This window comes from Nitrospirota bacterium, assembly GCA_040754395.1.
Taxonomy (GTDB): Bacteria; Nitrospirota; Thermodesulfovibrionia; order Thermodesulfovibrionales; family SM23-35; genus JBFMCL01.
Window position 1 is genome coordinate 12025 of the sequence record JBFMCL010000021.1, and the last position, 19266, is coordinate 31290.

The following is a 19266-nucleotide window of genomic DNA, read 5'->3' on the forward strand; positions in this document are numbered from 1 at the left end:
AGAAAAGGTGGCGTAAGGAAGACGTGAGTATTGTGCATGCAATGATTCAGGAGAGACGCGGTGCCGGATGAGAGAATCCTGATCGTTGAGGACGAAAAAAAGATTTCCGATATTGTGCTTTCGTATCTTGAGCGGGAGGGGTTTCGTGCAACAGTCGCTGATACGGGAGCGTCTGCGATCAGCAGGATTAAGGATGGATACGACCTGGTGATTCTCGATCTCATGCTTCCCGATATGGATGGCGAGGAGATCTGCGCCTCGATACGGGAAATGTCCGATGTCCCCATTATCATGCTCACCGCAAAGAGTACAGAGGACGACAGGGTAAAGGGACTCGGCATCGGTGCGGATGACTATGTAGTAAAACCGTTCAGTCCGAAAGAACTGGTAGCGAGGGTTAAGGCGCATCTGAGAAGGTCTGCGGGTACCCAGACCAGGATGCTTTCATTCAATAACGGCGCGCTTACCATCGATGTTGCGTCACGGGAAGTGAGAAAGCAGCACATTCCGGTGCCGCTGACGAATACCGAATTCAAAATACTTCTCAGTATCGCCGAGAAACCGCAGGTAGTGTTCAACAGGCTTCAGCTCATCACTATTGTCCAGGGATTTGACTTTGAAGGATTCGACCGTGTGGTGGACGCACATATAAAAAACATACGGCAGAAGTTAGAGGATAATCCCCGCAGGCCCCTCTTCATCAGGACCATTTACGGAAGCGGATACAAGTTCATCGGCATCCCTGATGCACAACCATGAAGACGAAGATCTTTTCGGCATTTCTCCTCATCATCTTCACCGCGCTGATTTCGAACTTCATTTTCGAATGGCTCATCATCAGGGATTTTGAAAATTATGTCAGCAAGGTGACCGAAGACCAGGTTTACTGGATCAAGACATCTGCTGAAAGCAGCTATGACGGTCATTGGAATCACGCCATGCTGTCCGAGACGATCCACTGGGCAATGATGATGGGTTTGGATGCAAAGGTTCTTGACAGTTCGGGCAGGGAGATCATCGCGTCCCACCACATTATCGATTCGCTCCACGATATCATGAAACACCGTATGGAGGAGCTTTTTCATATCCACAGGACAAATGAACCGTTCAGGGAAAAGCCGCTGTATCAGGATGAAAAAGTAATCGGAGTGCTTGCATGGAGACCGTTTCAGAAGCAGGAGCTGGCGGAAAAGGAAGCGGTGTTCAAACGGAGAACGCAATATTTCCTCGTCATTTCTTTTCTGATCGCAGGGGTCGGTGCCCTGGTTATCGCGGTGTACCTCAGCAGGTATCTGTCACACCCGGTTACAGAACTGAGGGGAGTTGCAGAGAAAATAGCGCGGGGAGATTTCGGGGCAAGGACCGCGGTCAGATCAAAGGACGAAGTCGGAAGACTTGCGGAGGTTTTCAATACCATGGCTGAGTCACTCGACCGTGAGGAGAAGATACGGCAAAAGCTGATGTCCAATATTGCGCATGAACTGAGGACCCCGCTCACGATCATGAAAACCCAGGTTGAGGCGATGGCAGACGGAGTCGTGGAAGACAAGGCAAAGGGGCTTGATACTGTTGCCGGTGAAATTGAAAAACTGACGAAGCTTGTGGAAGGAATCGAGGACATCACCTCTGCCGAGGCGAGTTTCTTCAGGAGGGCACAGGAGATAGAGATCAATCTGAAAGAATTCCTTCACGGAATTGCAGATGAGCTGCTGCCTGTGTTCCGGGAGAAGAGCCTTTTTCTCCAGATCGTGGACGCCGAAGCGGTGCATGTCACAACCGACCCCGAGAAACTTGAGAGGATAGTCAGGAACATTCTCTCAAATGCGCTCAAGTTTACCGGAGAGGGTGGAGTAACAATCAGGTATGGCGTGCGCGGGGTCAAACGGTATATTTCGATAAAGGATACGGGCAGAGGGATACCGGAGAAGGAACTGCCGCGCATCTTCACCCGTTTTTACAAGTCCGAGCAACCGGGGACCCGTGGGCTTGGACTGGGTCTTGCCATCGTAAAAGAGCTGGCCGATATCATGGGAGGGGAGATCACCGTTGCCAGCAGGGTGAATGAGGGCGCGGAATTCACGGTCTTTTTACCAGGGTAAAGAAGGGATGTGAATCTGCCTCTCTGTCGGGTATGCTGTATTTCCGGTATCTGCGTTTTTTATGGCTCTGAAGATATGGATGATATTGAAGATTTTTATGGCAATCGTGTATAGTGATTCAGGAGGATGCAATTCCACTGCAGCAGAAAATGAATAGTGTGAATGGTATTCATGGATAAAAGAAGACACAGGCGCGATTTTACCACTACGATAGCGGAATACTCCTTCACGCATCAGCATCACGGGGATGTCTTTGACGGTATCATCGTCAATATCAGCGAATCCGGGTTATGTCTTCTTACCACGACCTTCCTCTCTCAGGGACAGGAAATAATCATCAGAAACGGCGCCCTTGTAGCATCGCGGAAGGCAAACGTGCGATGGGCCGAAAGATACAGGGATGCCTATTACAGGGCAGGACTGGAGTTCTCCCGGTAGCCTGATTTTCAACAGATTCCCTGCGTCCATTGATGAGGAAACACTGAAAAACACTCTTCCGGAGTTTTGTACACCCTGCATGTAATTTCCCGGAAGACGCTTCACCCCTGCCGTTTTGCGCCTTCTGCGTTATGACGTAACCACATCCGGAATGTTTCTCCTTTCATATTTTATTCACAATTCCCTGCTATCGTAGTGGAAAGGTTGCAGAAATACAGGAAAGGAGATAGAGTGTGTACAGGGGACAAGGAACATATCCCGGGACAGCCGGGGAGCTTTTCAGAAAACAGTCAGCATACGCGAGGAGGTACAGATGAAACGTTTGATTTTGTGCGCTATCATTTTTTTGCTCATCGGAAGCATTGCCTATGCAAAAGGCATGGAGATCAACAAGAAAACAGGAGGCTATGATGTCAGGGTGTATCTCGAGAAAGATCCTCCGGTTATCGGTGACAACCAGATAACCGTAACGATCAAAGATGCAGCCGGCAAAGTAGTGACCGATGCAAAGGTCCGCGTTGATTACTCGATGCCCGCGATGCCGGGAATGCCGCCGATGAACTATAAGACCGATGCAGCAGTACAGGGCAATGAATACCGTGCGACCATGAAACTTTCGATGTCCGGACCATGGAACATTGCGGTGAAGATTACCCGCGGCAGCAAGAGAGCAACGGTGAAGTTCAATATTGATGTGCGCTAAAAAAGGGGGGATAATGCGTGTTAGGGCGCTGCGTGGTTCAGCAATGGCTGCCGGAAACATGCGGGTTTCCCATGCCCTGATACCCCTGCTCATTCTGCTTAGTGTTATCCTCTGCGCTCCCCGGACTCTCTCTGCCGGGGAGGTGAGGCTGGATGACCTATTGCGGGAGGCGCTGGAACACAGCCCTCAGATACTTTCTGCGGAGGCTCATGCCGCGGCCGCGTACTACAGGATACCGCAGTCCGCAAGCCTTCCTGACCCGATGTTCATGCTCGGTTATCAGAACGAAGGGTTCGAACGATACATGTACGGCAAATCACCGGATGCACAGTGGATGTTCTCACTTTCGCAGATGTTCCCGTTTCCCGGAAAACTGCCGCTCAGGGAGACCATGACCACAAGGGAGTCAGAGGCGCTGCGCGCGTCGAGCGGTTCAATCAGGCTGAAGACGATTGCGCGGATAAAGGAACTGTTTTTCCAGCTGTTTCTTGCGTATAAACTGACAGACCTGGTAGAAGAGAAAAGCACCCTGTTTTTGCGGATTGAGGAAGCTGCGGTTTCCCGGTATGCGACCGGGATGGGGTCCCAGCAGGAGGTGCTGATGGCGCAGACGGAGAAATTCATGCTTCTTGAACGGGAAGAGATGCTGCATCAGAAGATACAGGCGCTCGAGGCGATGCTGAACAGGGAAACAGGCCGGACGACCGGCCTCCCACTCGGAAGGCCTTCGGAACCGTCTCTGACAGAATTCGTGTTCAGCATTGAAGAGCTTCTTGCCATGGCGCAGGAAAAATCTCCCGATATACGGATGAGAGAAAGAATGGTTGCCGCTGCAGAGACAAAAGTGCTGATCGCAGAAAAGGAGTACTATCCGGATTTCACCCTGACCGCAAACCTGTCCGAACGAAGACATCTTGATGATATGTGGAGCCTGACCACTGCGGTCAGCATCCCGGTATTCTACCGGACGAAACAGAAACAGGCGGTGCATGAATCAGAGGCTTTCCTTGCGGAGGCAAGGAGCGCGCTGGACTCCATGAAGCTGGAAATATCCTCGGAGATCAGGGACAATCACTCCATGCTGAAGACAGCGCAAAAGCTCATGGATCTGTACCGGAACGGCCTGCTCCCGAAAGCCTATCAGGATTTCGAGCTTGCACTTGCCGGGTACCGTACAGGGAAAACCGATACCCTCACCGTTATTTCAAGACTGAAGTCCGTGATCGACTTCGAAACATCCTACTGGGAACAGTTCATCGGCAGGGAAAGGGCAATCGCACGGCTTGAGGCACTGGCAGGAATTACCGATATTCCGGAGCTTTCAGCGTCGCGCAAGGAGTAGCCCTATGCCGTGTGCATGTCAAGCAGGTATGTGCAGACAACCAAAAAGGGGAAAGAAATGAACAAGAAGATCGCTTTCCTTGCTGTTGTGGGAGGTATTGTTCTCGCTGTCCTGTTCTTTTCACGTGATACCTGGATGAAGACAACCGGACAGCCCGGGGTTCCTGCAGGCGCTGTTGCCGGCTCACAGGCTGCGCCGGAAACGCATGTGCACGGTACGGGAGCCGGAGAGCCGGCGACGGAACCTCAGACAGAGGAAGAAGAACCCCCGGAGATCGAGATACCCCCCGAGAAGCAGCAGCTTATCGGCGTCAGAACCATCGAGGTCTCCAGAAAGCCGCTCGAGGAAACCATACGCACTGTCGGCATCGTCGAGTACGATGAGAGAAAACTTGCAACGGTCAGCACGAAGTTCGAGGGCTGGATCGAAAGGCTTTATGTGGACTATACCGGAAAATATGTGAAAAAAGGAGATCCTCTTGCAGGGATCTACAGCCCCGAACTCTTCTCCACGCAACAGGAATTTCTCAATCTCCTCAGGTGGTCGCGGCAGGGAAGGGAAATACAGGACAAGACTGTGAGCGATATGCTTGAGAGGGATGCCCGGACAATCGTCGAAGCAGCCCGGCAGCGGCTCAGGCTGTGGGACATCTCTGAGGAGCAGATCCGCACAATAGAACAGACGGGGGAACCCATGAGAACACTCATCATCCAGAGCCCGGTAAGCGGATACGTTGTCCAGAAAACCGCACTCATGGGAATGCGTGTCATGCCGGGAGAAAGGCTGTTTGAGATCGCCGACCTTTCGACGGTATGGATACTTTCAGATATTTTTGAATATGAACTGCCGCTTGTCAGGGTGGGACAAGTCGCAAAAATCAGTCTGAGCTATTTCCCTGACAGGGAGTTTTCCTCGAAGATAGAGTATATCTATCCTACAATCGCGGGGGAGACCAAGTCCGCAAAGGTACGGTTCACGGTCCCGAATCCCGGGGGACGGCTCAAGCCACAGATGTTCACCAATGTAGCGGTAAAGATTCCTCTCGGCATGAGGCTTTCGATTCCCGAAGACGCGATCATTGATACAGGTACGAAGCAGGTCGTATATGTGGATAAGGGGGAAGGCTATTTCGAACCGCGCGTGATTTCCACCGGAATAAGGGCAGGTGGCATGGCAGAGGTTCTGAAGGGACTGGAGGCCGGTGAAAAGGTTGCCACGTCCGCTGCGTTCCTGATCGATTCGGAAGCAAAGCTGAAAGGTGTTGTCCAGGAATGATCACAAAGATCATCGAATTCAGCGCGAGGAACAAATTCGTCGTCTTCCTCCTGGTATTCTTTCTGATCGGGTGGGGATACTGGTCCCTCAAAAAGACGCCGCTCGACGCCATTCCTGACCTGAGCGACACCCAGGTCATCATATTTGCTGAATGGCCCGGCAGGAGCCCTGACCTCATCGAAGACCAGATAACCTATCCGATTACCTCAACACTCCTTGCCGCGCCCGAAGTCCAGGTTGTCCGGGGATTTTCATTTTTCGGAAGCTCATTCATCTATGTCATATTCAGGGAAGGCACCGACATCTACTGGGCGAGGAGCAGGATTCTCGAATACCTCCAGTCGGTGAAAAACAAGATCCCGGGTGATGTCAATCCCGTGCTCGGACCCGATGCAACGAGTGTAGGGTGGGGGTTTACCTATGCGGTTACGGATGAGACAGGCGGACATACGCTGGCAGACCTGCGTTCGATCCAGGATTATCACATAAAACTTGCGCTCGAGAGCGTGCCGGGAGTTTCACAGGTCGCAAGCGTAGGCGGCTTTGTCAGGCAATACCAGGTCGTGCTTGACCCGAACAAGCTGCTGGCATACAACATTCCCTTGCCCCGCATCATTGAGGCGGTACGGAAGAGCAATCAGGATGTGGAAGGAAGGGTCCTGGAATTCTCAGGCGTCGAATATATGGTGCGCGGTAAGGGGTATATTAAAAACCTTGATGACCTGAAGAACATCCCGGTCGGGTCAACCGTATCCGGTACCCCGGTATATCTGAAAAATGTCGCCCGCATCCAGCTCGGACCCGAGATACGGAGGGGGCTGGCAGATCTTGACGGAAAGGGAGAGGTAGCAGGCGGCATCGTGGTAGTCCGATTCGGAGAGAACGTCCTGAACGTTCTCGAGAGGGTGAAGGCGAAGATCAAAAAGGACATAGAGCCGGGACTGCCCGAAGGAGTCAAGATCATCACCACCTACGACCGCTCTGATCTCATCCACCGGTCGATCGACACGCTCAGGGACGAGATACTGAAACTCTCTCTTGCGGTCAGCGTGGTCTGTGCGGTGTTCCTCTTCCATCTGCCGAGCGCCCTGGTTGTCATCCTTACGCTTCCGGCTGCGATCATCATCTCGTTCATCTGCATGTACTATCTCGGGGTTACCTCGAACATCATGAGCCTGAGCGGTATCGCGATCGCGATCGGCGCGATGGTCGATGCATCTATCATCATGGTCGAGAATGCGCATAAAAAACTCGAGGAGTGGGAAGCGCACGGCAGGGAGGGAAGCAGGGTCAATGTGATTATCGAAGCGGCCAAGGAGGTCGGCCCCTCGCTGTTTTTTTCCCTGCTGGTGATTACCATCGCATTCCTCCCGGTCTTCACGCTTCAGGCACAAGCAGGAAGGCTCTTCAAACCGTTGGCCTACACCAAGACATTCGCGATGCTCTTTTCCTCCCTGCTTGCGATCACGCTTACCCCTGTATTGATGACGCTCTTTATTAGGGGAAGGATAAGGCCGGAGGAGAAGAACCCCATCAGTCATTTCCTTCAGAAGATCTATGAGCCGGTTGCCCTGCTGTCGCTGAAGTTCAGGAAGACCGTCATTATCGCTGCGTTATGCGTCATGGCGATCACCGCATATCCTTTTCTGAAACTCGGGTCGGAGTTCATGCCTCCCCTGTACGAAGGGTCTCTTTTCTACATGCCGGTGACTGTCCCCGGTGCGTCCATTACAGAGGTATCACGCCTCCTGCAGCTCCAGGACAGGATACTGAAAGACATCCCTGAGGTTGCCCAGGTGTTCGGCAAGGCCGGAAGGGCAGAGACCGCAACAGACCCCGCCCCCCTAGAGATGTTCGAGACTGTCATCAACCTCAAGCCTGAGTCAGAATGGAGGCCGGGCATGACCGTGGAAAAGCTGAAGTTCGAAATGAACGAAGCACTTACGATTCCGGGTGTCGCAAATTCCTTTACCATGCCGATTAAGGCACGCATTGACATGCTGTCCACCGGCATCAGGACGCCGGCAGGGGTGAAGGTAATGGGGCCGGACCTGAAGGAACTTGAGCGGCTCGGTATCGAGATAGAGAATGCGGTCAGGGATGTGCCGGGAACACGGAGCGTTTACGCAGAGCGGGTCACTACAGGATATTTCTTCGATATCACCGTGAAAAGAGAGGAAGCGGCACGGTACGGGCTGACTGTCAGCGATGTGCAGGAGGTGGTCCAGTCTGCAATGGGAGGGATGAATATCACCACCACTGTTGAGGCGCGCGAGCGGTATCCCGTCAATATAAGGTACTTCAGGGACCTCAGGGACAATGTGCAGGGCATCCGGAGGATCCTTGTCCCGGCGATGCCTCCCGGCATGGCGTCTTCCGGCATGGAGGACACCCCGTTCGGCCTGTCCAGCATGTCGGTTCAGCCGCGGCCCTTTACCGGCAGGGTGATTCAGGTGCCTCTCGGCGAACTTGTGGATATCAGCATTGTGCGGGGCCCTACCATGATCAAGAGCGAAGAGGGGCTTCTCGCATCATATGTGTATATCGATTTTTCTGACAGGGATATCGGCAGCTATGTCGAAGAGGCAAAACAGAAGGTTTCTTCCCTTGAAATGCCTGAAGGATACCGTCTCGAATGGAGCGGTGAATACGAATACCTCATGAAAACCCATGAGCGGCTCAAAATCGTGATCCCCCTCACGATATTCATTATTTTCGTGCTTATCTATTTCAATACAAAATCGGTCACGAAAACGTTCATCGTCCTCCTTGCGGTGCCGTTCTCTCTCGTCGGATCGTTCTGGCTTCTGTATCTTCTCGGATACAACATGAGCATCGCGGTGTGGGTCGGGATCATCGCCCTTGCGGGGCTCGATGCGGAAACGGGCGTTGTCATGCTCCTCTACCTTGAACTCGCCTATGAGAAATGGCGCAAAGGGGGGAGACTGAACAGCCTTCACGACCTGAAAGACGCGGTCATGCATGGCGCAGTGAAGAGGATCAGGCCGAAGATCATGACGGTCAGCGTTATCCTTGCAGGGCTTGTCCCGATAATGTTCAGCCACGGGACGGGTGCAGACGTAATGAAGAGGATCGCAGCCCCCATGGTCGGCGGAGTTGTCTCATCAACGGTCCTTGAGCTGATCATCTATCCTGTCATTTTCATCATCTGGAAGGAACGGCAGATGCGCAGGGCATCTGAAAGCCGGTCAGTGACTGCTGCATAACCGCGGTCTTCCTCATTCTTCACGGGATGCAGTGGTTTTGCTATAATTTTTTTGCGGGATGGCATATGCCACAATGCCATCGAAATCAGTTGGAATTGAGGTACATGAGGGGAGTGAAACATATGAGAAAATTCATGAAGAGTAATTCTTCCAGAAATGCTGCCGTATGAAAAAGCCTGCTGAATTGCTGTTCCTCGTGCTGTTCATTCTCTTGTTCCCGATACTGCTGGCAGCCTGCTCTCAGATTGTGGGAGGAAAACCGCAGACCGTCAAAGACACATTCTTGCCTGACGGCGACCGCGTGAATGTGGAAGTCTGGGTAGAGCACCTCGAGATACCCTGGTCCCTCATATTCCTCCCTGACGGAAGAGCGCTGGTCAGTGAGAGGCCGGGAAGGATAAGGCTCATAAAAAACGGGAAGATGCAGGAAAGGGCGTATGCGAAGATCGCGGTTGTCCATACCGGAGAGGCGGGGCTGCTGGGGCTTGCGCTCCATCCCAAATTTCCGGGACAGCCGTATGTCTATGCATATCACACATATGAACAAGACAGCGACCGTCGTAATCGGGTGGTGAGACTGCGGGACAAGGGAGACAGGGCGATATTTGACAGGGTGATATTCGATGGCATACCCGGCGGCAAGTTCCACGATGGCGGAAGGATCGCGTTCGGTCCTGACGGCATGCTGTATGTCACCACCGGAGAGATTTTTCAGGGAGAACTCGCGCAGGACCTCAACTCACTCGGGGGGAAGATTCTCCGGATTACACCGGAGGGAGGTATCCCGGGCGACAACCCTTTTGCGAATTCACCGGTTTACTCCTACGGCCACAGAAATCCGCAGGGTCTCGCATGGCAGCCCGGAACAGACTGGCTGTTCGAGTCAGAGCACGGACCTTCGGGTGAGTCAGGACGTTTCGCGCATGACGAGATCAATGTTATTGTAAAAGGTGGCAATTACGGATGGCCCGATGTTATCGGTGCGCCCGGTGAAAAGCCGTTTGTCGATCCGGTTGTGGTCTGGAAGGATACCACGCCTCCTTCGGGAATGACCTTTTACCGTGCTTCCCTTCTGCCGCATCTCCGGGGGAATCTTTTTGTAGCGACTCTGAGGAGCGAATCTCTCATCAGAATCCTTTTTGATAACGGCCGGAGTGTGCATGCGATAGAGAGATGGTTCACGGAAAAGTTCGGAAGAATACGGGATGTGGTGGAAGGGCCGGACGGAGCACTCTACTTCATGACGAACAACAGAGACGGCAGAGGGAGTCCGCGAAAAGGTGATGATAAAATATACCGCATCGTTCCGAAAGAATAGGAACGGTCTGTTTCACAAATAGTTCAGGTTTTGGCTTCTTGAGACGATATGAGAATATCGCTCACCGACATATTTCTCCGATCAATACTCATACTCGGTTCTGCCTTCGCCGCCTTCCTCTTCAGGGTTCTCTCCCTCAACAATTACGAGCGTCAGTCCGCAATCCGCACACTCATTGTCACCGGCATCCACCGGGGAACCACAGGCCGGGCACTTGCCCTGTTTGGCCAGTTCATGGGAAGCGCGGAGTTCCGGATGGATTTCCATGTAGTATTCTGTCACGCACTCCTGTGCCATGTGGAAGTCCTCCTCTGATACTATCAGACGGCATTTCGGACTGCAGCCCCTCTTGCAGTTGGCATCGGAAATGATCGCGCATGCGATGCCGGATTTGATGAGCACGTTGTACAGTTCACCTAACCATTTCAGGTCACCCTCCCTGACCACGACTGCGTGTTCAATGGCCTTTGCTGTCAGCCGCTTCCTTTCCTCCTGTGCGATTCTGTGCTCCTCGTGCAAAAGGAGCGCTCGGCCGCAATCCGCGCATTTCTCGATATGCGGCATGTATTCCATTTCGCACTCAGGGCATATCTTATTCCGGTTCATGGGCCGGATCAGGGACTATTTTTTTTCTTGTGCGGATCATTTTTCACGACAAAATAAAGCAGTTCTGTCTCTTCGAGTATTTCGTCGAAGGAATGGGAATCGCCGGGTTCGGCATACATCAGATTCCCTTTTGCAATAATGACTTCTTCGCCGTTTACTGTCATGGACGCCTTGCCGCGGATGCAATACATGACCTCGTACTCCTGGTGATGGGTATGTGCCGACACAGTAAATCCCGGCTGGAGAATGATGTGGCTGACATGCGTGACACAGGGCAATGTCCCGCGCGTGATAACCCTCTTTTTCAGCTGCGGGTCATGGCTTACCGGCTCAAAAAGGGTTTCATTGAGGGAGAAGAGTTTCATTTGGTTTCCGCGGCGATTTTCTCGAGCTCTTCTTCGCTGATCTGGAGTTCCTGCGCAAGGACTTTCCGCGACGCCCCGGAATGCTGTATAACTTCCCTGATATAGTCTTCGTGGCCGATATTATCCTGCCAGCAACGATCGAAATATTCTTTCAGTATTGCGGCGAGTCCTTCGGATGGTATGCGGTAGCCCTTTCTCGTGGCCTCTTTTTCTCCGGTGCTTTCCGGCATGCCGATTACCACGATCCTGTCGTCGACGACAATATATCGGAAGTCATGCACAATGGCGCACGTGCTGTACCGTATCTCCGCCCCCGCCTTACGGTATGTATGGCCGCAGCTGATCCGGTCGTGGAATTTGGGGATGATGTACTTTACGCGAATCCCGTCCTTGGAAAGCCGTTCGATATTGTTCACGATGGCGCGCGTCCTCTTCGTATCTTCACCTGTCGGCCTTCTGCCGGTAATAAATCCGACCACTTCGTCTTTTGCATCGAGCATTGCGTCCATGACCGCAAGGAAGTATTCCTGCCGCGTCAGTACCTTTGTGGTCCTTTCGACTTCGAGCAGGAGGTTCCTCCGTCCCCTTCCTTCCCTGATGCTGAACAGAAGGAGAATGATCGTGAACCCGAGCAGCAGGGATTCGAGGATGAACAGTATGGTCTCTATGGTCATGGCATCACGTATGCAAAAAGGATATCACAAAACCCTTTTGAATTGAATAGCAGGCATATTATTATACGGGACTTTTGCTTGCTCTGTGCGAAAAATTCGGAGTCATGAATGGTCTGGATTAAGGCAGCCTCCGGACAGGCATACATGCCAGTGACGAGCTGTGAATGAAAAAATGTGATGGCTGAGGACGTGTGCTTATTTGTCCTTAAATTCAACGTTCAGTAAATGCGTCGAGCAGGAGATGCAGGGATCATACGAGCGCACCAGCATCTCGACCGCGAGGGTAATCTCCTCTTCGCTCCTGTTAAGGATCTCCGGGACCAGCTTCATCATGTCATGTTCGATATTGCCGGTGTTCTGGTTTGTCGGGATGATGCAGTTGGCATCGGTAATCGTCCCCTGTGCATCTGTCTGGTAATGGTGGAACAGGATTCCCCTCGGGACTTCGACCGCGCCTACTCCGCTTCCAGCGCGGACGGGTATTCTGTGCTGCTCGTTCAGGCCGACCACGATCTCCTCATCATACCTGAGGGAGGTCTGCTGCAGCCCTTCGACGATCGCAATCGCCTCCTCAAGGCAGTGAACGCTCTCAACGAGCTGCGCGGTGGTGTTGAGATAGGGGTTAATGCATTTCGGCTTCAGCCCGATCGCATGCGCGACTTCCTTTGCCTTTGGATGGAGTTTTTCCGAGTTCAGGTTGAATCTGGCGAGGGCTCCGACCGCATAGGAATCCCTGCTGAGTTTTGCGTGTTTTGCGGAGGAAGGGGGAACGATGAATTCATTCGTGATTTTCCTGTATTCCTGCTTCGGCATTCTCACGCCGTCTGTTGAACCGATATCGCCCATCAGCAGCGGATATTCGTCATCGTCGCTCACAAGGGCAACGTATTCGGTATCACGTTCAAATGCAGGGAATTTCAGGGTTGCTGCGAGTGCTACGGTAGCATCCATGTCAGGTCTCATCCCCCTGAGCATTCCGAGCATTGCGTCCAGATCCTTTTGCCGCGGAAGCTTTGTGAAGCCACCAACGATTGCAGAGATGGGATGCACGTGCCGGCCGACGAGGATATCGCAGAAGTCGTTGCAGGTCTTCTTCATCCGCAAAGCCCTCCGCACGACCTCATTGTGGCTGCTGATAAGCGGGACAAAACTTTTCACTCCCAGAAGGTCAGGCGCGACCAGCAGATAGATGTGAAGGATGTGGCTGTCGAGCATTTCGAGATGCAGAAGCAGTTTCCTCAGGGTGATTGTCTGCGGGGTCGGTGTGACGCCGAGGGCGTCTTCTGCTGCCTGGATCGAGGCGAGGGAGTGCCCGCACGCGCAGATGCCGCAGATCCTGCTGGTGATGTGCTGGGCTTCGAAGATCGAACGTCCGCGAAGCATCCCCTCGAAAAACCGCGGAGCTTCGACAATATCAAGCCGGCAGGTCTCGAGCCTGCCTTCCTTTACATTGATGACGATATTTCCGTGCCCCTCCACTCTTGTGAGGTATTCGACGCTGACATTGATATTCTTGCCCATATTACTCAAGCTCCCTGCATTTGTTGTACATGTGCATTTTGTTCACAATCATATCCACCGGGATTTTATACTTTTCGATTACGTCCCTTGCGCCTTTTTCGTTCGGATTGCTGACCATGCCCCGGCAACCATAGCAGATATTGCCGTTGTTGATGCACCATGAATTGCACCCTGCCTTTGTGACAGGGCCGAGACAGGTGACGTTCCTTTCATACATGCAGACATTCTCGTTCAGTTTGCATTCGACACAGACAGGGTAATCAGGCACGTAATACGGAATGCCCTGCAGAACTGCCTTCAGCACCGTGACAAATTCAGGGATGTAGACCGGGCAGCCGTTGACGAAATAATCGACCTTCACGACCTGGTGGACCGCCCTCGTCAGTTCTGTCGGAAAGAACCGGGCGCTGTCCCCGTAGACGTATTTCTGGATGTCGTTCAGGCTGAAGTTGTTCTTCATGCCGTTTACCCCGCCGATTGTCGCGCAGGATCCGTAGGCGATGAGAATCTTCGCCTTCTTCCGTATCTGCTGTATCCGTTCCGTTGCGTGAGAATTGGTAATGCTGCCTTCTATGATGGCGATGTCCAGTGCCTTGCCCCATTGTTCCGACATCACCTCTCTCCATTCGAGCACATCGACCGCTCCGAGCACATCCAGTACAGATTCTCCCATGTTTGCGATCTGGAGCTGACAGCCCTCGCAACAGGCAAAATCGAAAATCCCGACTTTTGGTTTCTTCATGCTAAAAAGCCTCGCTCAGGTTTTTAATACGTTCATAGTTGAAAACCGGTCCATTCTGACAGACATAAAGGTTCTGAATCTGGCACCTCCCGCATTTTCCGTTCCCGCATTTCATGTTGCGTTCGAATGACAGGAGAATCTGACGTTCGGGAATTCCCTTTGCCAGAAGCTCCTTGATTACAAAGTTGTACATAACCGGAGGACCGACTACCGCTGCAAAGGTTCTCTGCGGGTCAAGGTCAACGCCGGGTATTAGGGTTGTGATAAGCCCGACATTTCCGGCCCAGTCAGGGTCTGCGCGATCGACAGTGCAGGCATAGTAAAGGTCCGCACGGCTGTTCCACTCGTCGAGCTCATCGCTGAAAAGCAGTTCCTTCGGCTCTTTGCACCCGAGAAGGATGTGGATCTTTCCGAAGTCGCGGCGGTTGTCGATGACATACTTGATCAGAGACCTGAGCGGGGCGATCCCCAGTCCTCCTGCGACGATCAGCAGGTCGTTTCCCTCGAGTATCTGAATCGGGAAGCCCTGTCCGTACGGTCCCCGTATCCCTATTTCACTCCCTGCCTTCAGCTTGTGAAGGGATCTGGTGACTTTCCCGACCGCTCTGACACAGATATCAAAAGATTCGCGCTTGGTCGGAGATGAACTGACGGATATGGGAACTTCCCCGATACCGAGAAGCGAGATCATGACGAACTGGCCCGGCTCATGGTCAAGCAGTTCACCATCAGCGAGGGCTATCTCGAAGAACTTTTCGTTCGCCGTCAGCTTTTTCGTATGAAGGATTTTTGCCTTTCGCAGCCTGTAGGCGGAATCTTTTATAACCACTTTTTCCATACTCTGTCCTCGCTCTCCTTTATCAGTTCGTTGAGGGTCTCCTTAAGGCTGATGTCCGCCATGCAGGTACGCGTACATCTCCCGCACCCGGTGCAGAAGAACCGTGCAAAGCGGTCAACAGGATACCTGAACTTGCGGTAATACCTGTGCCTCTGCCGTGCAGCGCGTTCTTTCCGGAAATTCATGCCTCCGGCTACCCGTGCGAACGGCTCAAGCTGGCAGGAATCCCACACGCGATATCTGATACCGTGTTTCAGGCTGAGGTCAAGTTCATCCCTGATGTCGAAACAGTAGCAGGTCGGGCAGACGTTCGTGCAGTTGCCGCACGCAAGACACCGCTCATCAAGCTCTTTCCATACACGCGCCCTGAACGATCTGTCGAACATCTCCGGGATCTGCCTGCTGTCAACAGGGACTTCATTGTTGAATATCTTTCTTTTCTGCGTTCTCATCTTTTTCAGCTCATTGATATGTGAGCTGTCCGCCTTTTCGAAAGTTCCGGCGGCCCCGACGATCATGTCTCCTGCCTGGGTCTTCACATGAACGATAAAAAATTCTCCAAGGTCCGTGAAAAAAATATCGTATCCCCCTCCCGGAAAGCTTGCGTTCACAAGGTGGCAGTTTGCGTACTGGTCGCAGTATTCATTGCATTCCAGTCCGATAAGGGCGATCTGGTTTTTCCGTGTAAGGTAGTTCTGGTCTCTGGGACGCTCTGAAAAAACCATATTCAGGCACTGGATTCCGGCAAGGTCGCAGGTATGGGCTCCGAATATTGTCACCGGCTCGCATTCGACCACCGCATTTACCACTCCCTTTCTGCCTGTGCTGAATTCCAGGAGCGTCTCACGCTGCGGCATGAAGAATTTCTTCAGCGGGAGGATTGTGGGGATATAACGGAGTGCGATTTCGCCGGCCGAGGTTACTGCTTCAAAGGCAAAGTTGTTGAAGCCTTTCGGAACCGGGGCTACCAGTTTCCCCACTTCAGATACGGACCGGACAAAATCATGAAACCGCTCCTTTTTCAGTATCAGATAGTGCAGATCTTCCATGGCATCCTCTTCATAATATTGAAATGTGTTCTGCTTCCGGATCTGGCGTTCTGGTTTTTTTGTCGCCAGACGTATACGGCAATCGATTGCCGTATACGTTTAATTTAAGGATTTTACGGTGTCCGTGTCAACCGAAAGCCGTAATTTTCAGCAATCGTAAAACTACAATTTAAGGGCGCGGCAGCAAAAAACCGCACAATTTCTCTGCAAATATGCGGTCAGAGTCTGACATTATCCGCATTGTCATCATAGTTCTGCCCTATTACACTCTGCGCGGTTTCTTCATCGCTTTCTCTTACCAGTACCTTTATTTCTCCCATTTTTCCGATATTTACCGGATACGGGGAGACCTTTGCAGACCTCAGTATCACAGGGATGCCGCCGCTCTCAAGAAGATCCCGTATCATTTCCGCTTCAAGGTGATCGTAGGTAACGAAGATCTCAACCCATTGTTCATTCTTTGGCATATTATAGTTTAACCGAAAACATCATGGATTATAAGTATTTTCTCTGATGCTCCAATGTTTCCAGTAGGGTATCGCCTCAATAAAAAAGTTACCGTTCCTGAATCTCGTTTCAGTGTCCAGGGTGATAAGCAGAGCTTTATCGAGCTTATTTTTTTCAAGAAATTTGAAAAGAGTTTTAATGTCGCCTCTGTCTATTTTTGCCTTGATTTTGATTTCTACAGGCAGCAGCGTCTTTTTACCGGCATAGATGATATCGATCTGCTCCTTCTGGGGAGTCTTCAGAAAGAATCGTGCATTAAGGCTGTTTACGAAATATTGCTCTATGACCGATGACAATTCGGCCTGAGGATTCATCGCCAGGGTAAACGCCGTGTTGGAGGGATAGAGTCTCTTTATCTTCTTCTCGCTGGTAAGGAGGTTCCGTGAGTAATTGTAAAGCTTCTGCAGGAAAAGGGCATATTCCAGGTATGAAATATAGTTTGCAATCGTCCGCTGGTCAACGTTAAGGTCATTGCCCAGGTTCTTGTAATCAAGATAAAAACCAGGCCGCGATGCAGTAAGAATTAGCAATTTCATGAGCAGTTCGGACAGGTCAAGTTTGAATGTCTGTGGAATATCCACAAAGATGACCCTCTCAAGAAGGCTTTCTTTCAGATACTTTCTGCGCACAGGCTCATCCATATCAAGAGCCTCAATAAACCCGCCGGTCTTCAGGAATACAGCCATATGCTTCTTCAGGTCCTTCTCGAATATCTTTTCCCTGTGCCTATCTATCGAAACTTCTTGAAAATCAAGGTACTCCTCAAAATCCAAAGGGCTGATCATAAAATCAAAGAACCTTCCCGCCAGGCTTTCCCTTGTGCCCTGCCACATAGTTATCTGTGCCGAGCCTGTCAGAAAGATCTTCAGTTTTGGATTTGCATCGTAGAGGAGTTTAACCTTCGATGACCATCCATTGAGTTTCTGTATCTCGTCGAGGAATATATATGCCTTCTTTTTTGAGATATCGTCTTGGAGCACCTCTGCTTCATACTGTTTGATGATATCTTCAAGGTCATACCTCATCTCATCGAATGAAAAATATAAGATAGTGTAGGGATTCGTGTGCTTTTCAATAAGCGCTTGGATAATCTGATACATGAGGGTTGTCTTTCCCACTCTTCTCACCCCGGTGAAAAGCACGATTTGTCGCTTGTCTATATGCCTTGCGATCTCCTCGAATATTTTTCTTTTTCTTCCGGTAAGATCCGGGGATACTTCCCCTGTCTTCCACCACGGGTTAAAATCCTGTAATTCCATCTACTCTCCAATACCACTGATATTAAATTTCAATTACATTATAGTGTTATTGTTAGACAATTGCAAGGCGATCGGATATGCAGGTCAGTGTATACAAAACGGGGATAATTTCTCAAAATGACGCGAAGGAGTCAAAAGACGGTGAAGCATAACCCCTTGATTTGTATGGTGCCGGTGGTGGGAGTTGAACCCACACGGAGTTGCCCCCACCGGATTTTGAGTCCGGCGCGTCTGCCAATTCCACCACACCGGCAACTATTGATATTAAAGGATTTCCGGACGTTTGGTCAAATAGCACCTGAGCTGACTGTAGTAGAATTGTCGTAGTTTCTGTCCAGAACGTCTATGCTCGACCTCAAACTTTCAGGGTAATGATGAGCATATCTCATTGTCATGTTAATGGTCTTATGACCGAGGAGCTCCTTTATTCTGTAAAAGTCCACACCTGCCTGAACTAACCGGGTTGCAAAGGTATGGCGGAGATCGTGGAAATGGAAGTCCTTAATGCCTGCTTTTTCAAGGGTCATATCGAATGCGGCCCGAAGACTTCTTACAGAAATGGGGAAAACCTTCCCTGAGATGTTCAGAACCTTGATGCCCTTGAGGACGTCACAAAGGGTACTTGATAGAGGGATAGACCTTTTCTCTCCATTCTTCGATTTATGGACGGTCAGCAGTTTTCGCTGAAAGTCTATATCCTGCCATTGCAGATTTAGTATCTCTCCTCTTCTCATGCCAGTATGGAGGGCTGTAACGAGCAATGATCTTAACCAATTCGGATTAGTCGCAGCAGACAAAAGTTTTTGTTCCTCAGCAAGAGATAACCAGCGGTCTCTTGCATTACTGTTACCAATGGAGAAAGACAAGTCTGCGGCGGGGTTCTCCTTAATCCACTTCCATTCGCGACGTGCAACGTTGAACATTCGCCTTAGCAATGAAAGTTCCTGATATATGGTTGCAGGCTTAACAACCTTCAGGCGGCTCTCTCTGTAATCAGAAATCATCTCTGTAGTGATATCAGCAAGCGTGAAATGTCCAAATGCAGGCAGTAGCCTTTTGAATGTGGTTTCATCTCTTAGCCTTTGGTATTTTTGTTTGTACTTTTCTACCATATCAGCCAGCGTTAAGGTCTTTGCCCTTTGCCCTTCAAAATAACTACCGTCAATAATCTCACTGACGATCTTTGCAAATCTTTCCTCGGCAACCCTCTTGACACTTGTTTCAAGGCTCCTCTCAATCCGTTTTCCCCTGTATTGCTTAATCATCCAGTAGACTTTGCCTTTTTTGTAGATGCCCATAAACT

General features: G+C 51.1%; 18 protein-coding genes and 1 tRNA gene. 8 read left to right on the forward strand and 11 right to left on the reverse strand.

Features of this window, described 5'->3' with window-relative positions; all coding sequences use genetic code 11:
* The first annotated feature begins 60 nt into the window (after positions 1 to 60).
* The 8 genes from AB1552_10795 (at position 61) to AB1552_10830 (ending at position 10402) form a co-directional block, all read left to right on the forward strand.
* The gene (locus tag AB1552_10795) at positions 61 to 759 is read left to right on the forward strand and encodes a response regulator transcription factor (GenBank protein ID MEW6054256.1); all 699 of its coding nucleotides are present in this window, start codon (positions 61 to 63) and stop codon (positions 757 to 759) included.
* The gene (locus AB1552_10800) at positions 756 to 2099 is read left to right on the forward strand and encodes a HAMP domain-containing sensor histidine kinase (protein MEW6054257.1); all 1344 of its coding nucleotides are present in this window, start codon (positions 756 to 758) and stop codon (positions 2097 to 2099) included. Before AB1552_10795 ends, AB1552_10800 begins: the two co-directional genes overlap by 4 nt.
* A 171-nt stretch (positions 2100 to 2270) precedes the next feature.
* Complete coding sequence (locus AB1552_10805) at positions 2271 to 2537, forward strand: PilZ domain-containing protein (GenBank protein MEW6054258.1); 267 nt, start codon at positions 2271 to 2273, stop codon at positions 2535 to 2537.
* Positions 2538 to 2850: 313 nt separating this feature from the next.
* Complete coding sequence (locus tag AB1552_10810; protein MEW6054259.1) at positions 2851 to 3240, forward strand: FixH family protein; 390 nt, start codon at positions 2851 to 2853, stop codon at positions 3238 to 3240.
* A gap of 13 nt (positions 3241 to 3253) precedes the next feature.
* Positions 3254 to 4582 carry a TolC family protein gene (locus AB1552_10815; protein MEW6054260.1) on the forward strand — a complete coding sequence of 443 codons (1329 nt, stop codon included), beginning with the start codon at positions 3254 to 3256 and terminating at the stop codon, positions 4580 to 4582.
* A 57-nt stretch (positions 4583 to 4639) separates the two neighbouring features.
* Entirely contained in the window at positions 4640 to 5857 is a 1218-nt protein-coding gene (locus AB1552_10820) for an efflux RND transporter periplasmic adaptor subunit (protein ID MEW6054261.1), read from the forward strand.
* Positions 5854 to 9084 carry a CusA/CzcA family heavy metal efflux RND transporter gene (locus tag AB1552_10825; GenBank protein MEW6054262.1) on the forward strand — a complete coding sequence of 1077 codons (3231 nt, stop codon included), beginning with the start codon at positions 5854 to 5856 and terminating at the stop codon, positions 9082 to 9084. The genes AB1552_10820 and AB1552_10825 overlap by 4 nt, the downstream gene beginning before the upstream one ends.
* A gap of 166 nt (positions 9085 to 9250) precedes the next feature.
* A complete protein-coding gene (locus AB1552_10830; protein ID MEW6054263.1) occupies positions 9251 to 10402 on the forward strand; it encodes a PQQ-dependent sugar dehydrogenase in 1152 nt (383 codons plus the stop codon).
* Positions 10403 to 10483: 81 nt separating this feature from the next.
* Here the strand turns inward: AB1552_10830 and AB1552_10835 are convergent, their stop codons facing one another.
* From AB1552_10835 to AB1552_10885, 11 genes are all read right to left on the reverse strand, one after another.
* The gene (locus tag AB1552_10835) at positions 10484 to 10975 is read right to left on the reverse strand and encodes a hypothetical protein (protein ID MEW6054264.1); all 492 of its coding nucleotides are present in this window, start codon (positions 10973 to 10975) and stop codon (positions 10484 to 10486) included.
* 41 nt (positions 10976 to 11016) lie between these two features.
* Positions 11017 to 11373: a cupin domain-containing protein gene (locus AB1552_10840; GenBank protein MEW6054265.1), complete on the reverse strand. Its 357-nt coding sequence runs from the start codon at positions 11371 to 11373 to the stop codon at positions 11017 to 11019.
* Positions 11370 to 12047, reverse strand: coding sequence for a hypothetical protein (locus AB1552_10845; protein MEW6054266.1), 678 nt, complete (start codon positions 12045 to 12047; stop codon positions 11370 to 11372). The genes AB1552_10840 and AB1552_10845 overlap by 4 nt, the downstream gene beginning before the upstream one ends.
* 195 nt (positions 12048 to 12242) lie before the next feature.
* Positions 12243 to 13568 carry a Ni/Fe hydrogenase subunit alpha gene (locus AB1552_10850; GenBank protein MEW6054267.1) on the reverse strand — a complete coding sequence of 442 codons (1326 nt, stop codon included), beginning with the start codon at positions 13566 to 13568 and terminating at the stop codon, positions 12243 to 12245.
* A gap of 1 nt (position 13569) precedes the next feature.
* A complete protein-coding gene (locus AB1552_10855) occupies positions 13570 to 14310 on the reverse strand; it encodes a cytochrome B (GenBank protein ID MEW6054268.1) in 741 nt (246 codons plus the stop codon).
* A 1-nt stretch (position 14311) separates the two neighbouring features.
* Positions 14312 to 15148 carry an FAD/NAD(P)-binding protein gene (locus tag AB1552_10860; GenBank protein ID MEW6054269.1) on the reverse strand — a complete coding sequence of 279 codons (837 nt, stop codon included), beginning with the start codon at positions 15146 to 15148 and terminating at the stop codon, positions 14312 to 14314.
* Positions 15130 to 16197, reverse strand: a complete 1068-nt coding sequence (locus AB1552_10865) for a 4Fe-4S dicluster domain-containing protein (protein ID MEW6054270.1) — start codon at positions 16195 to 16197, stop codon at positions 15130 to 15132. Before AB1552_10865 ends, AB1552_10860 begins: the two co-directional genes overlap by 19 nt.
* 218 nt (positions 16198 to 16415) lie before the next feature.
* Positions 16416 to 16664 carry a DUF2007 domain-containing protein gene (locus tag AB1552_10870; GenBank protein ID MEW6054271.1) on the reverse strand — a complete coding sequence of 83 codons (249 nt, stop codon included), beginning with the start codon at positions 16662 to 16664 and terminating at the stop codon, positions 16416 to 16418.
* Positions 16665 to 16685: 21 nt separating this feature from the next.
* Positions 16686 to 17963 (reverse strand): ATP-binding protein, encoded by a 1278-nt coding sequence (locus AB1552_10875; protein MEW6054272.1) that lies wholly within the window; start codon positions 17961 to 17963, stop codon positions 16686 to 16688.
* 166 nt (positions 17964 to 18129) lie between these two features.
* Positions 18130 to 18216, reverse strand: a tRNA-Leu gene (locus AB1552_10880).
* A gap of 34 nt (positions 18217 to 18250) precedes the next feature.
* A complete protein-coding gene (locus tag AB1552_10885; protein MEW6054273.1) occupies positions 18251 to 19261 on the reverse strand; it encodes a tyrosine-type recombinase/integrase in 1011 nt (336 codons plus the stop codon).
* Between the last annotated feature and the right edge of the window lie 5 nt (positions 19262 to 19266).

Coding starts and splice junctions, on each gene's coding strand:
- AB1552_10800 (MEW6054257.1), top strand. CDS start 756: ATGAAGACGAAGATCTTTTCGGCATTTCTCCTCATCATCTTCACCGCG.
- AB1552_10805 (MEW6054258.1), top strand. CDS start 2,271: ATGGATAAAAGAAGACACAGGCGCGATTTTACCACTACGATAGCGGAA.
- AB1552_10810 (MEW6054259.1), top strand. CDS start 2,851: ATGAAACGTTTGATTTTGTGCGCTATCATTTTTTTGCTCATCGGAAGC.
- AB1552_10815 (MEW6054260.1), top strand. CDS start 3,254: ATGCGTGTTAGGGCGCTGCGTGGTTCAGCAATGGCTGCCGGAAACATG.
- AB1552_10820 (MEW6054261.1), top strand. CDS start 4,640: ATGAACAAGAAGATCGCTTTCCTTGCTGTTGTGGGAGGTATTGTTCTC.
- AB1552_10825 (MEW6054262.1), top strand. CDS start 5,854: ATGATCACAAAGATCATCGAATTCAGCGCGAGGAACAAATTCGTCGTC.
- AB1552_10830 (MEW6054263.1), top strand. CDS start 9,251: ATGAAAAAGCCTGCTGAATTGCTGTTCCTCGTGCTGTTCATTCTCTTG.
- AB1552_10835 (MEW6054264.1), bottom strand. CDS start 10,975: ATGGAATACATGCCGCATATCGAGAAATGCGCGGATTGCGGCCGAGCG.
- AB1552_10840 (MEW6054265.1), bottom strand. CDS start 11,373: ATGAAACTCTTCTCCCTCAATGAAACCCTTTTTGAGCCGGTAAGCCAT.
- AB1552_10845 (MEW6054266.1), bottom strand. CDS start 12,047: ATGACCATAGAGACCATACTGTTCATCCTCGAATCCCTGCTGCTCGGG.
- AB1552_10850 (MEW6054267.1), bottom strand. CDS start 13,568: ATGGGCAAGAATATCAATGTCAGCGTCGAATACCTCACAAGAGTGGAG.
- AB1552_10855 (MEW6054268.1), bottom strand. CDS start 14,310: ATGAAGAAACCAAAAGTCGGGATTTTCGATTTTGCCTGTTGCGAGGGC.
- AB1552_10860 (MEW6054269.1), bottom strand. CDS start 15,148: ATGGAAAAAGTGGTTATAAAAGATTCCGCCTACAGGCTGCGAAAGGCA.
- AB1552_10865 (MEW6054270.1), bottom strand. CDS start 16,197: ATGGAAGATCTGCACTATCTGATACTGAAAAAGGAGCGGTTTCATGAT.
- AB1552_10870 (MEW6054271.1), bottom strand. CDS start 16,664: ATGCCAAAGAATGAACAATGGGTTGAGATCTTCGTTACCTACGATCAC.
- AB1552_10875 (MEW6054272.1), bottom strand. CDS start 17,963: ATGGAATTACAGGATTTTAACCCGTGGTGGAAGACAGGGGAAGTATCC.
- AB1552_10885 (MEW6054273.1), bottom strand. CDS start 19,261: ATGGGCATCTACAAAAAAGGCAAAGTCTACTGGATGATTAAGCAATAC.